11 protein-coding genes, 1 tRNA gene and 2 pseudogenes are annotated in these 13,757 nt (G+C 63.1%); 9 read left to right on the top strand and 5 right to left on the bottom strand.

What is annotated here, in order from left to right; all coding sequences use genetic code 11:
* Positions 1-227 (bottom strand): annotated as a pseudogene (locus tag F7R19_RS30045) (hypothetical protein); the annotation flags it as partial.
* A gap of 23 nt (positions 228-250) precedes the next feature.
* Here F7R19_RS30045 and argA point away from each other — a divergent pair.
* The 6 genes and pseudogenes from argA (at position 251) to F7R19_RS27405 (ending at position 6,799) form a co-directional block, all read left to right on the top strand.
* Positions 251-1,714: an amino-acid N-acetyltransferase gene (gene argA / locus F7R19_RS27430; protein WP_150982709.1), complete on the top strand. Its 1,464-nt coding sequence runs from the start codon at positions 251-253 to the stop codon at positions 1,712-1,714.
* Between the two features lie 102 nt (positions 1,715-1,816).
* Positions 1,817-2,092 carry an oxidative damage protection protein gene (locus tag F7R19_RS27425; protein ID WP_061959127.1) on the top strand — a complete coding sequence of 92 codons (276 nt, stop codon included), beginning with the start codon at positions 1,817-1,819 and terminating at the stop codon, positions 2,090-2,092.
* 395 nt (positions 2,093-2,487) lie between these two features.
* Positions 2,488-3,143 (top strand): annotated as a pseudogene (gene narJ, locus F7R19_RS27420) (nitrate reductase molybdenum cofactor assembly chaperone).
* 161 nt (positions 3,144-3,304) lie between these two features.
* Positions 3,305-4,477, top strand: a complete 1,173-nt coding sequence (locus tag F7R19_RS27415; RefSeq protein ID WP_150982707.1) for an NAD(P)H-dependent flavin oxidoreductase — start codon at positions 3,305-3,307, stop codon at positions 4,475-4,477.
* Between the two features lie 601 nt (positions 4,478-5,078).
* Entirely contained in the window at positions 5,079-6,146 is a 1,068-nt protein-coding gene (locus F7R19_RS30335) for a GAF domain-containing sensor histidine kinase (RefSeq protein ID WP_409364608.1), read from the top strand.
* Complete coding sequence (locus F7R19_RS27405) at positions 6,143-6,799, top strand: response regulator (RefSeq protein ID WP_150982705.1); 657 nt, start codon at positions 6,143-6,145, stop codon at positions 6,797-6,799. Before F7R19_RS30335 ends, F7R19_RS27405 begins: the two co-directional genes overlap by 4 nt.
* Before the next feature lie 37 nt (positions 6,800-6,836).
* Here F7R19_RS27405 and rpiA read toward each other — a convergent pair whose 3' ends face one another.
* Positions 6,837-7,523, bottom strand: coding sequence for a ribose-5-phosphate isomerase RpiA (gene rpiA, locus F7R19_RS27400; RefSeq protein WP_061959131.1), 687 nt, complete (start codon positions 7,521-7,523; stop codon positions 6,837-6,839).
* A 169-nt stretch (positions 7,524-7,692) separates the two neighbouring features.
* On the opposite strand from rpiA, the gene tal reads away from it, so the two are divergent.
* Positions 7,693-8,649, top strand: coding sequence for a transaldolase (gene tal / locus F7R19_RS27395; protein ID WP_150982703.1), 957 nt, complete (start codon positions 7,693-7,695; stop codon positions 8,647-8,649).
* Positions 8,650-8,734: 85 nt separating this feature from the next.
* On the opposite strand, the gene F7R19_RS27390 is transcribed toward tal, so the two are convergent.
* The 3 genes from F7R19_RS27390 to rnr are packed head-to-tail and all read right to left on the bottom strand — an operon-like array spanning position 8,735 to position 12,900.
* The gene (locus F7R19_RS27390) at positions 8,735-9,478 is read right to left on the bottom strand and encodes an SIR2 family NAD-dependent protein deacylase (RefSeq protein ID WP_200899076.1); all 744 of its coding nucleotides are present in this window, start codon (positions 9,476-9,478) and stop codon (positions 8,735-8,737) included.
* A gap of 2 nt (positions 9,479-9,480) precedes the next feature.
* Entirely contained in the window at positions 9,481-10,224 is a 744-nt protein-coding gene (gene rlmB / locus F7R19_RS27385; protein ID WP_061959154.1) for a 23S rRNA (guanosine(2251)-2'-O)-methyltransferase RlmB, read from the bottom strand.
* A gap of 48 nt (positions 10,225-10,272) precedes the next feature.
* A complete protein-coding gene (gene rnr, locus F7R19_RS27380) occupies positions 10,273-12,900 on the bottom strand; it encodes a ribonuclease R (RefSeq protein ID WP_150982701.1) in 2,628 nt (875 codons plus the stop codon).
* 69 nt (positions 12,901-12,969) lie between these two features.
* Between rnr and F7R19_RS27375 the strand changes: the two genes are divergently transcribed.
* Positions 12,970-13,056 (top strand) — tRNA-Leu (locus tag F7R19_RS27375).
* A 262-nt stretch (positions 13,057-13,318) separates the two neighbouring features.
* Positions 13,319-13,753 (top strand): Rrf2 family transcriptional regulator, encoded by a 435-nt coding sequence (locus F7R19_RS27370; protein ID WP_150982699.1) that lies wholly within the window; start codon positions 13,319-13,321, stop codon positions 13,751-13,753.
* Positions 13,754-13,757: the final 4 nt, after the last annotated feature.

Raw genomic sequence — 13,757 nt, 5'->3', positions numbered from 1 at the left:
CGCGGGGGACGTGGCGCTTGCTCGGGGCGACCGCGACGCGGCTCGCCATCCGGGCGAGGCGCGTGCGGGGCGGCCTGCGGACCCAGCGGCGGCGCGCCCTTCGTTGCTGGTCTGGGCGGCCGTGCGCCGCCGCGCGCCTGACGCGGCGCGGCGTTCTGGTTGGCCTGGGAAGTTGCGGCCTCGGCAGGCGTGGCCGGGGCAGGTTTGGCGGGACGTTGTGCTGACATTGGGCGGGATTATAATCCGCCGCATGAATGCCAGAACCGACTCCCCCAAGCAGGACCCCGATCCTGCCGCCGCCCCGCTTACCGCTGAGGAAGCCGCCCCCGAAACGCTGCCTGCCGCCGCCCCCGTTACGCCCATCCCGTCGGCCCTAGCCGGCGTCGAGCTGGCCGAGGCGAGCGGTCCGGACCGTCAGCAATTCGTCGACTGGCTGCGCGCCGTCGCACCGTATATCCACACCTTCCGCGGCAAGACCTTTGTGATCGCGTTCAGCGGCGAACTGGTCAAGGCCGGCGTGCTCAATGCGCTGGTCAACGATGTGGCGCTGCTGCATGCCATGGGCATGAACGTCGTGCTGGTGTTCGGCTCGCGCCCGCAGGTGGAGGAGCAACTGGCGCTGCGCAACGTGCAGTCGCAATACGCCGACGGCATTCGCATCACCGACAACGCCGCGCTGGAATGCGCCAAGGAAGCCGCCGGCGAACTGCGCCTCGACATCGAAGCGGCGTTCAGCCAGGGCCTGCCCAACACGCCGATGGCGGGCGCCCAGCTTTCGGTCGTATCAGGCAATTTCATCACCGCCCGCCCGGTCGGTATCGTCAACGGCGTGGACTACCAGCACACGGGCCTGGTGCGCAAGATCGACGGCGATTCGATGCGCATGTCGCTTTCGCACGGCAAGGTGGTGCTGCTCTCGCCGCTCGGCTTTTCGCCGACGGGCCAGGCATTCAACCTGTCGATGGAAGACGTGGCCAGCGCCACGGCCAGCGCACTCAAGGCAGACAAGCTGATCTTCATCACCGAGGTGCCCGGCGTACCCGATCCGGTGGGCAAGCTGATGAAGGAAATGTCGCTGCGCACTGCGGTGGAACGTTTGCAGAACAATCATCTGCCGCCCGACGTGGCCTATTACCTGCAACATCTGGTCAAGGCCCTGAAAGGCGGCGTGCCGCGCGCCCACCTGATTCCGTTCCAGATGGACGGCTCGGTCCTGCTGGAACTGTTCCTGCACGACGGCGTCGGGACGATGGTTTCCGACTCCGACCTCGAAAGCCTGCGCGAAGCCACTCTGGACGATGTTGGCGGGATCCTGCAGCTGATCGCGCCGCTCGAAGCCGATGGCACGCTGGTGCCGCGCGGCCGTCACCTGATCGAACGCGATATCGACAAGTTCTCGGTGATCGAGCACGACAACGTGTTGTTCGGCTGCGCCGCGCTCTATGAATTCCCGCGCGAAAACATGGGCGAAATGGCCTGTCTGACGGTGTCGGCCGAAGCGCAAGGGACCGGCGACGGCGAGCGCCTGCTCAAGCGCATTGAACGGCGCGCGCGCACGCTCGGTCTAGACCGGCTCTTCGTACTCACCACGCGTACCGAGCACTGGTTCCTGAAGCGCGGCTTCGTGCACGCATCCGTCGACGATCTGCCGGAAGACAAGCGAAAGCTCTACAACTGGCAGCGCAAATCGATGGTGCTGATGAAAAAGCTGTAGTTCCCCGCAAAGACAACAGACGCCGCAGGGGCATGGCCGGCTGGCGCCGCCCTGTCCTGCCAGCTTGGCTACAATAGCGGCCACACGAACAAGGAGTCCCTCATGGCCCGTACGGTCCATTGCGTCAAACTGAACAAGGAAGCCGAAGGTCTCGACTTCCCGCCGCTGCCCGGCGAACTCGGCAAGAAAATCTGGCAAAGCGTGTCGAAGGAAGCGTGGGCGGGCTGGCTCAAGCACCAGACCATGCTGATCAACGAAAACCGCCTGAACATGGCCGACGTCCGCGCGCGTCAGTATCTGCTCAAGCAGACCGAAAAGTATTTCTTCGGCGACGGCGCCGATCAGGCAGCCGGATACGTGCCGCCTCCGTCGGCCTGACCACCGCCGCACGTCCATCGAGGGTGCCGCCGGCACCCTTTTTGTTTTGCTCACCCCCTTGACCACCATCACGTCGCGGCCATGTCCCGCGGCGCCATCTGGTCGATGAGCGACCGTCACCGCCTCCGCGCAACGCCGTCCCCTCGCCGAATATCGTCCCGCCTATGCCGATGGAACTAGTTCCGCGGACCTAGGATATTTCCCAGCCGCCTGTACGGCCGGCGTATGTTCGCGCCCCAAGCCAACGCCTACTCTGGTCTTACTCTTCCAAGTGACTCCGGACTTCGGCCATGGCCACCGCAATCTCTCCCAGTCGCGTTGGCCTTGCCTTAGCAGATTTCCCCCGCTCACGACGCAAGGCCTTCGCTATCTGAACGGGATCAAGCACATACATCATGACCATTCAACATGTACTGAGCGCTGTGCTCAGCTACCCCGAACAATCGCTGATCGACGGCCTCCCCGACATCGACTGGACCCTGGCCGAATGGCCGCAGGCGCGCGACATGCTGGCGCCATTGACGGCGATGTTGCGGAACCAGCCGCTGATCGCCCTGCAGGAAAACTACGTGGCCACGTTCGAGACGGATGCCGCCCACTCGCTGCATCTATTCGAGCATGTGCACAGCGAGAACCACGACCGAGGCCAGGCAAGGATGGATCTGCTCAAGAAATATCGTGGCGACGATTTCGAGCCGGCAGGCAACGAGTTGCCCGATCATGTCCCACTGTTCCTTGAATTTCTGGGCGCGCTGATCGTCGATGGCCAGGAAGAACGCGCCGAACAACTGCTTGGCGAAGCCATCGATGTACTTGCAGCAATCGGGTATCGCCTTGAACGCAACGCAAGCCCATACGCCGCGGCCTTTACGGTGATGCGCACGTTGACCGACACCCAACCCGAGCCCCAGCGCGATCCGCCCGTGCGCGACATCGATGAAGGCGGGAAACGCTCGACCCCAGCGCCAGCGGTGTCGAGCCACGGCTGACGGCGCGGCCATCTTCCCGTTCGAGCGTGTTGCGCGGTTCGGACGCGCGCAATACACGTTGAAACGGGACAGATGGCAGATGCTGTATTCGGACCGGGCAGACAGTTTTCTGCCACTGGTTTGTCCATTGCACCGACGGTCGGCGGCACCGGCTTGAGAGTATCGACGGCGTGGTGGCAGAAGCGCGGGCACTCGCTGCGCAAACATTTTTCAGGATGGTTTCATGACACAGCATTGGCTAAAACTGGCGCAACGACGGTTGCTCCCCATTGTGCAAGGCGGTATGGGAATCGGCATTTCTGCGCATAGGCTTGCAGGCACCGTGGCGGCCAATCAGGGCATGGGCACGATCGCCAGCATTGATCTGCGGCATCACCATCCCGACCTGATGGCGCAAACTCGCGGCTCGCGTGACAAGGCGCAGATCGAGGCCGCCAATCGCGTGGCACTCGATCGCGAAATCCAGGCGGCTCGCAGGTTGTCAGATGGACGCGGGATGATTGCCGTAAACGTCATGAAGGCCGTCGGCTCGCACGCGCAACTCGTGCGGCAAGCATGCGAAAGCGGCGCCGACGCCATCGTGATGGGCGCGGGCTTGCCGCTCGATCTTCCGGATCTGGCCGCCGACCATCCAAATGTCGCATTGATTCCGATCCTCTCGGAATCGCGTGGCGTGGGGCTGGTATTGCGCCGCTGGATGAAGAAGGGGCGCCTGCCGGACGCCATCGTGATTGAGCACCCGGCGCATGCCGGCGGCCATCTGGGTGCCGCAACGATCGAGGATCTGGGCGACGCGAGGTTTTCGTTCGGACGCGTACTTGCAGAATGCCGCGAACTGTTCCACACGTTGGGGTTGGCATGGAACAGCATTCCGCTCATCCTGGCCGGCGGCATCAACACTCACGAGGATGTGAAGCATTGGCTCAATGAAGGGGCCGCCGCCGTCCAGTTGGGCACAGCATTCGCTGTGACTCAGGAAGGCGATGCGCATCCGGCATTCAAGCAGGTGCTTGCCACCGCCACATCGGAATCGCTGAAGGAGTTCACCAGCGTGGCTGGACTGCCAGCGCGCGCCGTCATGACGCCGTGGCTGTCGCGCTATCTTTCCAGCGAAAGCCGATTGCAGCGCCGCGCCAAACCTCGTGACTGCCTGGAGGGATTCGATTGCCTGCAGGCCTGTGGCTTGCGCGATGGCATTGCCAAGATCGGCCAATTCTGCATCGACCTCAAGCTGGCGCAGGCGGTGCGCGGCGACGTGGAACGAGGCCTGTTTTTCCGCGGCAAAGGCAAACTGCCGTTCGGCGACGCCATCCGCCCAGTAGCCGAACTGATGCACTATCTGATGACCGGCGAAAAACCGGCAGCACTGGCTGCGCCGCCCGCCGCGACGGCCTAGCCCTTCTCACCCAAGCCGTCCTTGGAAGGCCGCCGGGCAACTGGCAACTGATCGCGCCGTTTATTGAGCCAGCGCAGATCGTTGGTGGGCTGGCTCGCGCAGAATCGCTCACGATACTGTGCCCGCCCCCTTGCGCCAGTCCCTTCCATGCCAAGCCCCAACAACCGCCCCGCATCGCGCGATCCAGCACCAAACGCGCAGCTTCCGCTCCCTGACACTGGCCACGTTCACAAACCCGTCCGGATGACGCCCCTGCGCCATCGACTGCCCAGGCGCATCATTCTGCTGTCATTGGCATCGGTGCTGGCGGTGCTGACAATGATCGCAGGCACCCGTTATCTTCCCTGGAAGCTGGAAGGCGCCGGCGCGGCCATCGCATGCATGGGCACGATGACCGTACTCCACCTCTGGATCGTCCGTCAGCATCTCGCCGCACGCGTGACGCACAAGACTTCCGAACTGGCGCGCCAGAACCGCGATCTGGAATCGCTTTATGACATGGCGGCCTTCCTAAATCACGCCAACGAGAGCAGTGCGTTGGCGCGCGGCTTCCTTGATCGAGTGATGCAGCGGTTCGGGGGCCGACGGTGGCACGGTGCGCATGTTCGACGCACAGCACGGCATGCTGCACCGGGTGGCGTCGATCGGACTTTCCTCCGCTTTGGCGGAGCACGAGCGTTGCGGGAACATCGACGCGTGCCACTGCGGGCACGCCACGCGCAGCGGCGTCGTGTCCATCACGGACCTGCGGGCCGCTTTTCCATCATCGGACGACGCCTCTCCGTGCGGACAGGAAGGATTCCGGTCGATGGCGGCGTTCCGTCTCGACACGCAGCGCGGCGCCGTCGGCACCTTCACGCTGCACTTCCGCGCGCCACGTGAGCTGTCCGCGTCCGACCGGCAACTTCTGAAAACCATGGCGCAACATCTGGCCACGTCGCTCGAACATGTGCGGCGGTCCGCAAGCGCACGCCAACTGGCGGTGATGGAAGAACGCAATCTCATCGCCCAGGGACTGCACGACAGCATCGCCCAGGGACTGAATTTTCTGAACCTGCAGGTGCAATTGCTGGACGCCGCCGTCGAACTGGGCAACGCCGATGAAGTGCGCGAAATCGTTCCGATGCTGCGGCATGGCGTCGAGGAAAGTTATCAGGACGTGCGCGAACTGCTGCATAACTTCCGGTCACGCCTGACCACGGGCGATATGCGGCCTGCCGTCGAGGAAACCGTCTCGCGCTTTCGCCGGCAATGCCGCACCGAACCGACGCTGACAATCGATGACCGGGGACTCCCGCTACCGCCCGAACAACAACTGCAAGTGCTGTTCATTCTGCAGGAGGCCCTGTCGAATGTGCGCAAGCACGCAATGGCGGAAACCGTACGGATCGTCATGCAGAACGGCACCCTGTTCCGGCTCGTCGTGCAGGACGACGGCGACGGCTTTGAACCGACGCGGCTTGGTGCGACAAACACCGGCCACGTGGGTCTGCACATCATGCAGGAGCGCGCGGCGCGCTTGGGCGCAACGCTGGCGATCGACGCCTCGCCCGGCCAGGGCACGCGAATCGAGCTGATTCTGCTCCGCAGCGACATTGCGCCACCGCATCACCATGCCGCCTGGCCGGCGCCGCAACGCGCCGCTATGCCCGAGGTCGCTGCGTCATGACCATCCGAGTTCTGCTGGTCGATGACCATACACTGTTCCGCTCGGGAATTCGTGCCCTGCTGCAGCGACAGTCGGATATCGAGATCGTCGACGAAGCGGCGGACGGCGTGGAAGGCCTCAAGCGCGCCAAGCAGCACCGGCCCGATGTGATTCTGCTCGATCTGAACATGCCCGGATTGTCGGGACTAGACACGCTGCAACTGATGGTCGAAGACTTGCCCGACTGCGCGGTAATCATCCTTACGGTGTCAGAGCAGGCCGAGGAATTGGCCGCGGCATTGCGCGGCGGCGCGCGCGGTTATCTGCTCAAGAATATCGAGACCGAAGCGTTGACGAGCGCGATCCGTCGCGCAAACGCAGGTGAACCGGTGATTTCGGAAAGCATGACGTCGAAGCTCGTGCAGCAGTTTCGCGCACAAAAGACATCGCCTGCGCCATCACGCGGCGCGGAGGCCGCACGGCTCACCGCGCGGGAGCGCGAGATCGTTCATGGACTGGTGCGCGGAGACAGCAATAAGGAAATCGCGCGCCGCCTGGGCGTAGCGGAAAGCACGGTCAAGATTCACGTGCAGAACATTCTCAAGAAGCTGAAGCTGGCCAGTCGCGTTCAGGTGGCGGTCTATGCGGTCGAGCACGGACTCGCCACCAGCTGACAGAGCGGCGGGGCCACTAGCCGCTCTGCCCGCGTGATCAGTAGTCGGTGCGCTGGACGCCCTGCTCCGTGCCCAGCAACAGGACATTGGCCCCGCGCAATGCAAAAAGTCCCACCGTGACGACGCCGGGCAACTGGTTGATCCGTTGCTCAAGATCCCGGGGATTTTCGATTTTCAATCCGGCCACATCCAGAATCACATTGCCGTTATCGGTCTTGTAGATGCTGCCTTCCTTGGTCATGCGCAGTCGCGGCTGGCCGCCCAGCGCTGCCAACCGTCGCGCGACAGCGGCGCGTGCCATCGGGATCACCTCGACGGGCAGCGGGAATGCGCCCATCGTGGGCACTAGCTTGCTGCCATCGGCGATGCAAACGAAACGATCCGCCACCGACGCGACGATTTTCTCGCGCGTGAGCGCTCCGCCGCCGCCCTTGATCATCGCGCCCGACGCGTCGATCTCGTCGGCGCCGTCAACATAGACGGGGATGCTGTCAACTTCGTTGAGATCGAGCACCGTGAAACCGTGCTGCTGCAGTCGGCGTGTGGACGCTTCCGAACTGGACACCGCGCCGGAAAAACGTTCCTTGAACGCCGCGACGGCGTCGATGAAAAGATTGGCGGTGGAGCCCGTGCCCACGCCAAGAACGGCACCTTGGGGCACTTCCTGCTTCACGTAGTCGGCGGCGGCTTGCGCGACCAGCGCCTTGAGTTCATCCTGAGTCATGACAACAGCCAGATTGCGTTGGGGGAATCGCGTAGTGTAACGGATTGGCGTGACCCGAGAAGATTGGCGCCCATGGCTTGCTGTCACGGGACGCCCCGTTACAATGCCCTTTCCCGAAGCAATCTCCTTGACCCGTCTCTTTGCACAATTCCCTGAACGGAAGCAGATCATGAATGCGCTCGAACAACTCAAGCAGTTCACGACGGTCGTGGCCGATACCGGCGACTTCCAGTTGATGAAGCAATACACGCCGCAGGACGCGACCACCAATCCGTCGCTGATCCTGAAGGCGGTGCAGAAGTCCGAGTACCGGCCGCTGCTGGAACAGGCCACGCGCGACCATCACGGCAGCGCCGGCATCGACGCGGTGATGGACCAGCTTCTGATTGCGTTCGGCTGCGAAATCCTTTCGATCGTCCCGGGCCGGGTCTCGACCGAAGTCGATGCGAGGCTGTCGTTCGACACACAGGCCACCGTCGACAAAGCTCGCCATCTGATCGGACTGTACGAACAGCGCGGCATCGCAAGGGAACGCGTACTGATCAAGATCGCTTCGACGTGGGAAGGCATCAAGGCCGCCGAAATCCTCCAGCGCGAAAACATCCGATGCAACATGACGTTGCTGTTCTCGTTGGTTCAGGCAGTGGCCTGCGCTGAAGCCGGCGCGCAGCTGATCTCGCCGTTTGTCGGCCGCATTCTGGACTGGCACAAGAAGCAGGCCGGCGACAAATGGGATGCGGACGCCAATGCAGGTGAAAACGACCCGGGCGTGCGCTCGGTGCGCCAGATTTACGACTACTACAAGAAATTCGGTTACGCGACCGAGGTAATGGGAGCGAGCTTCCGCGGCACGGGGCAAATTCTGTCGCTGGCGGGCTGCGATCTGCTGACCATCAGCCCGGAACTGCTCGAACAACTGGCGGCCAGCAATGCCACCGTCGAGCGCAAGCTTTCGGTGGAGCAAGCGCAAGCGGGCAATATCGCCCGCATTGCCGCCGACGAAGCCGCATTTCGCTGGCAATTGAACGAAGACGCCATGGCGACGGAAAAACTCTCGGAGGGAATTCGCCTGTTTGCGGCGGACGCGGTAAAACTCGAAAAGCTGGTCGCGGAACTGGCGGCCTGACGGTCGGGCTGGCTGCCCGCGCTCGGGCCCAGGCTCGCAGGCGGGCCGGCCGTTTCCGTGTTCGGAGTTGGCCGGTCTTAGCGGCTCACACGCTCTGTTGTGGCCAAAGCAGCGGCAGGCATTCGCCCGCGGCGGCCCGCAGCACCAGGTCCGCAGTGTCATCGAGTGCGGACGGTTGCGGATTGACGACGATCACGCGCGCCCCGTGCTCCTTTGCCAGCCCTGGCAATGCGGCGGCCGGGTACACCAATCCCGAAGTCCCCACCACCAAGCACAGATCGCAGTGTTGCGCCGCATGATCGGCCCGAAAGCGCGCAACGCGCGGGAGATCTTCGCCAAACCAGACCACGCCCGGACGCATCATCGCGCCACACAGCGCGCAATGCGGCGGTTCGCCCGGAACAGGCGGCACGGTATCGCAACGGCCGCAGCCATCCAGCCATTTGTTGGCGAACAAGTTGCCGTGCAACTCCACCACATGCTCGCTGCCCGCCTGCTGATGCAAGCCATCGATGTTCTGCGTGACCAGCGTCACAGACTTGCGCCTTGCCAACTCCGCCAGCGCGTAGTGGGCAGGATTCGGCTTTGCTGCGGACACCAGCTCGCGTCGGTGCTGGTACCACTGCCAGACGAGTGCGGGTTGTCGACGGTAGGCCTCTTCGGTCGCCAGCTCTTCGGGATCGAAGCGCGCCCAGAGGCCCGTCAGCGCATCGCGGAATGTCGGAACGCCCGACTCGGCCGAAATCCCGGCCCCGGTCAGGACGAAGATGTTCTGCGCGGCGTGCACCCAGGCGCGCGCCGCTTCCAGATCGGCCGCGTCCACGACCATCGTCAGCGGGGAAGACGGCGCTGACGCACCGCTTCGTAAAGACACACACCGCTTGCGACGGATACGTTGAGGCTTTCCACCCCACCGGCCATCGGAATCGACACGAGATCATCACAGGTTTCGCGCGTGAGGCGACGCATGCCCTCACCTTCCGCACCCATTACGATCGCGGTCGGTCCCTTCAGATCCACGTCGTACAGCGCCTTGTCGGTGCCGTCGGCAGTGCCGATCACCCAGATGCCGCGTTCCTGCAATTCGCGCAGGGTGCGGGCGAGATTGGTGACGGTGATGTACGGCACAGTCTCGGCTGCGCCGCTGGCAACCTTCGCAACGGTCGCGTTAAGGCCGACGCTACGATCCTTTGGCGCGATCACCGCATGGGCGCCAGCGCCATCGGCAACGCGCAGGCATGCGCCGAGGTTGTGCGGATCGGTGACACCATCGAGCACCAGCAGCAGCGGCGTCCCTTCGATGCCATCGAGTAGTTCGTCGAGATTCAGCGCGAGCGACACGTCGTCGGCGCGTGCCACCACGCCCTGATGGCGGTCGGTGCCGGCCATGCCGCGCAGCCGCTCGGCATCGACCGGATGCAGGGTTACGCCAAGACTTTCCGCCAGGCGAATGAAATCCTGCATGCGCCGGTCGCGGCGATTTGCTTCGACGTAGATATCGGACACGCTCTTTGCGTTTTGACGCAGGCGTGCATTGACGGCATGAAAGCCGATCAGAAGTTTGTGTTTGGCCATGGCGGGCATTGTACCCGCCATGGCGACACTCAATCGCGCGATGTTCGCCTAGCGCTTGCGTGCAGGGCGCACGCTCTTACCCGCCGGCTTGGCGGTACGCTTGGTCGCGGACTTCTTTTCCGTCTTCAGATGCGCCGGCTTTGGCTTGGCTGCATGCCGCGCAGGCTTGCCGGTCGGCGATTTCTTGGCCGCGCGCCCATGCGTCGCATGACCGACATGCGCCTCGCGTGGCTTGAGCGGTGTAATGACCGCTTCAAACACCGGCTGCTCTTCGATCACCCGATCGAGCGTCTCGTCGAACGATTCCTCGGGCTTCGACGTTCCGCCCAGCAACGCTGCCAGTTGCCGGCCCTTCTTGCGCGCAGGCACCGCGTGCGCCGCAGGTACCCGCGGCTGCTCGGGTGCACCGGCGCGCCCCCGCAGCGTCTTGGCCGAAGGTTCCTGGACAAGGCGGAAATCGATCTTGCGCGCGTCGAGGTCGACACGCGAGACCTGCACGCGCACCCGGTCGGTCAAGCGGTAGCGAATGCCGGTGCGTTCGCCGCGCAACTCGTTGCGGGCTTCGTCGTATTGGAAATAGTCGCTGCCGAGCTCGGTCACATGAACCAGACCTTCGACGTAAAGTTCATCCAATTGCACGAAGATGCCGAACGATGTCACCGCGCTGACCGTGCCGGCGTAGTCGCTGCCAAGCTTGTCGCGCATGAAGTAGCACTTCAGCCAGGCTTCCACATCGCGCGACGCCTCGTCGGCGCGCCGTTCGTTGGCGGAACAATGCAGGCCCAGTTCATCCCAGATGCCTTCGTTGCGCTTGGCGCGCGCGGCCGCATTCTCGGCGCGGCGCTCGGCATCGGCGGCCTGCATGCGGCGCGCTTTCGGCGAAACCTGCGTATTCAGCTCGGTGCCCGGGATAAAGGCCGGCTGATACTTGGTATGTGCAAGAATCGCCTTGATCGACCGATGGACCAGCAGATCGGGATAACGGCGAATCGGGCTCGTAAAGTGGGCGTAAGCCTCATACGCCAAGCCGAAGTGGCCGATGTTGTCGGGGCTGTAGACGGCCTGTTGCATCGACCGCAGCAGCATCGTCTGCAACATCGGCGCATCGGGACGCGACTTGATCTTGTCCATCACTTCGGCGTAATCCGAGGCCTGTGGCTTGTCGCCGCCGCCCAGCGTGAGCCCCGCGGTCTTCAGGAACTCGCGCAGGTTCTTGAGCTTTTCTTCGCTTGGGCCAGCATGGACCCGGTACAGCGCCGGATGCTTGAAGCGTTCGAGGAAATCGGCCGCGCAAACGTTGGCCGTCAACATGCATTCCTCGATCAGTCGGTGCGCGTCGTTGCGCGTGCGCGGCAGGATCTGCTCGATCTTGCCCTGCGCGTTGCAAACGATATAGGTCTCGGTGGTATCGAAGTCGATGGCACCGCGCGCGCGCCGCGCCTTGAGCAAGACCTGGAACAGCTCGTACAGGTTTTGCAGATGCGGCACCAGTTCCGCACGCTTGTGCGCCTCCGGCCCCTTGGTGTTCGACAGCACCGACCAGACCTCGTTGTAGGTCAGTCGCGCCGACGAATGCATCACGGCTGGGTAGAACTGATAACCCTTGAGTTCGCCCTTCGCGGTAATCACCGCATCGCACACCATGCAAAGCCGATCCACATGCGGATTCAGCGAGCACAGGCCGTTCGACAATTTCTCCGGCAGCATCGGAATCACGCGGCGCGGGAAGTAGACCGACGTAGCCCGGTCGAGCGCATCGGCGTCCAGCGGCGTGCCCGGGCGCACGTAATGCGACACGTCGGCAATCGCTACGATCAGACGCCATCCTTTCGCGCGCCCGATCTTGACCGGTTCGCAATAGACGGCATCGTCGAAGTCGCGGGCGTCTTCGCCGTCGATCGTCACCAGCGGAATATCGCGCAGGTCGATGCGATGATCGAGATCGGCCTGCCGGACCTCGTCGGGAAGCGCCTGAGCCTCCTTGAGTGCGGCGGGCGAAAACTGGTGCGGCACGCCGTACTTGCGCACGGCAATCTCGATCTCCATGCCGGGATCGTCGATGTCGCCAAGCACCTCGACCACGCGGCCCACCGGCTGCACGTAGCGATCGGGCCATTCCATCAGCTCGACGCTGACGACCTGCCCGACCTGGGCCTTGCCCTGCGCCTTGGGCGGAATCAGGATGTCCTGCCCGATACGCTTGTCTTCAGGCGCCACCACGAGCACGCCGTTTTCGGACAGCAGTCGGCCAATCACGAAACGATTTGCGCGCTCGACGATTTCGACGATCTGACCTTCGGGACGGCCGCGGCGGTCATAACCCACCACGCGCACCTGCGCGCGGTCGTTATGCATCGCCTTCTGCAGTTCGCGCTCGGGCAGGAAGATATCGTCCTCGCCGTCATCGCGAATCAGGAAGCCGAAGCCGTCGCGGTGGCCTTGCACACGGCCAACCACGAAATTCGGCTGATGCGCCAATTCGTATCGGCCCTTGCGATTCAATTCGATCTGGCCGTCGCGCTCCATTGCGGCGAGCCGTTTCTGGAAACCGTCATGCTCCTTGCGCGTGACGGCCAAGGCCTTGGCGATATCGCCGGCCGACTGGGGTGACCCCGAGGTTCTCAGTACGCCAAGGATTTCTTCCCGGCTAGGGATCGGATAGTTGTTCTGATTCAATTTTTCTCGAAACTATTTGACAAACGTTTTACGGTCGCTATAATGGCCGCTTCGGTTGTTTCGACACCTGCCCAGGTGGCGGAATTGGTAGACGCACTAGGTTCAGGTCCTAGCGGTGGCAACACTGTGGAGGTTCGAGTCCTCTCCTGGGCACCAAGATTCAGCAAGGAACCCGCAACACACGTTGCGGGTTTTTTGCTTTTGCGCTGCTGAATCCTTCAAATCCTTTTCCTCTCATTTCCGTTGACTCGCTACCGGCCTAAGCCGCCGTTGAGTGTATCAGCTTCAGTGTCGATTCCGGCATTATCTCGCCATCTACGCAACAGCGATTGCGAAAAATACCCTGCCGCGCCCGCCCAAATTGCGGTTGACGTTATCGCGATATGTAACTACCATGGTTTCACATTAAGATTTCCGCATGACTACCAGCAGCCGATTCGCCGTCGCCGTCCATATCCTCACCCTGCTCGCCCAGTCGGACGAGCCCGTGCCGTCGTCGATGATTGCCGGCAGCGTGGGCACTAATCCCGCCCTGATCCGCCGGCTGATCGGCGTACTAACCGAAGCGGGTTTCGTCACCACGACGATGGGCAGCACCGGCGGCGCAGTGCTGGCTCGACCGGCGTCGGCGATCACGCTGCTCGACGTTTTTCGGGCCACCGAGACAACCGCGTTGATTACGCTGCACCAGAGCGCCCCAAATCCCGCCTGCATGGTGGGCCGCGAAATTACTGGAGCACTGCAAACGGTGGCGACTCGTGCTCAGGCAGCAATGGACGCCTCTCTTGCGGCAATCACGATCGCAGGCATGCTCGATGAAGTCGAACAGGCCGCCAGGCGCCGCAAGCGCTGATTTT

This window comes from Cupriavidus pauculus (assembly GCF_008801835.1).
Classification (GTDB): Bacteria; Pseudomonadota; Gammaproteobacteria; order Burkholderiales; family Burkholderiaceae; genus Cupriavidus; species Cupriavidus pauculus.
The sequence above is the reverse complement of the archived record's forward strand: the minus strand, read 5'-3'. Positions and strand labels throughout refer to the sequence as shown.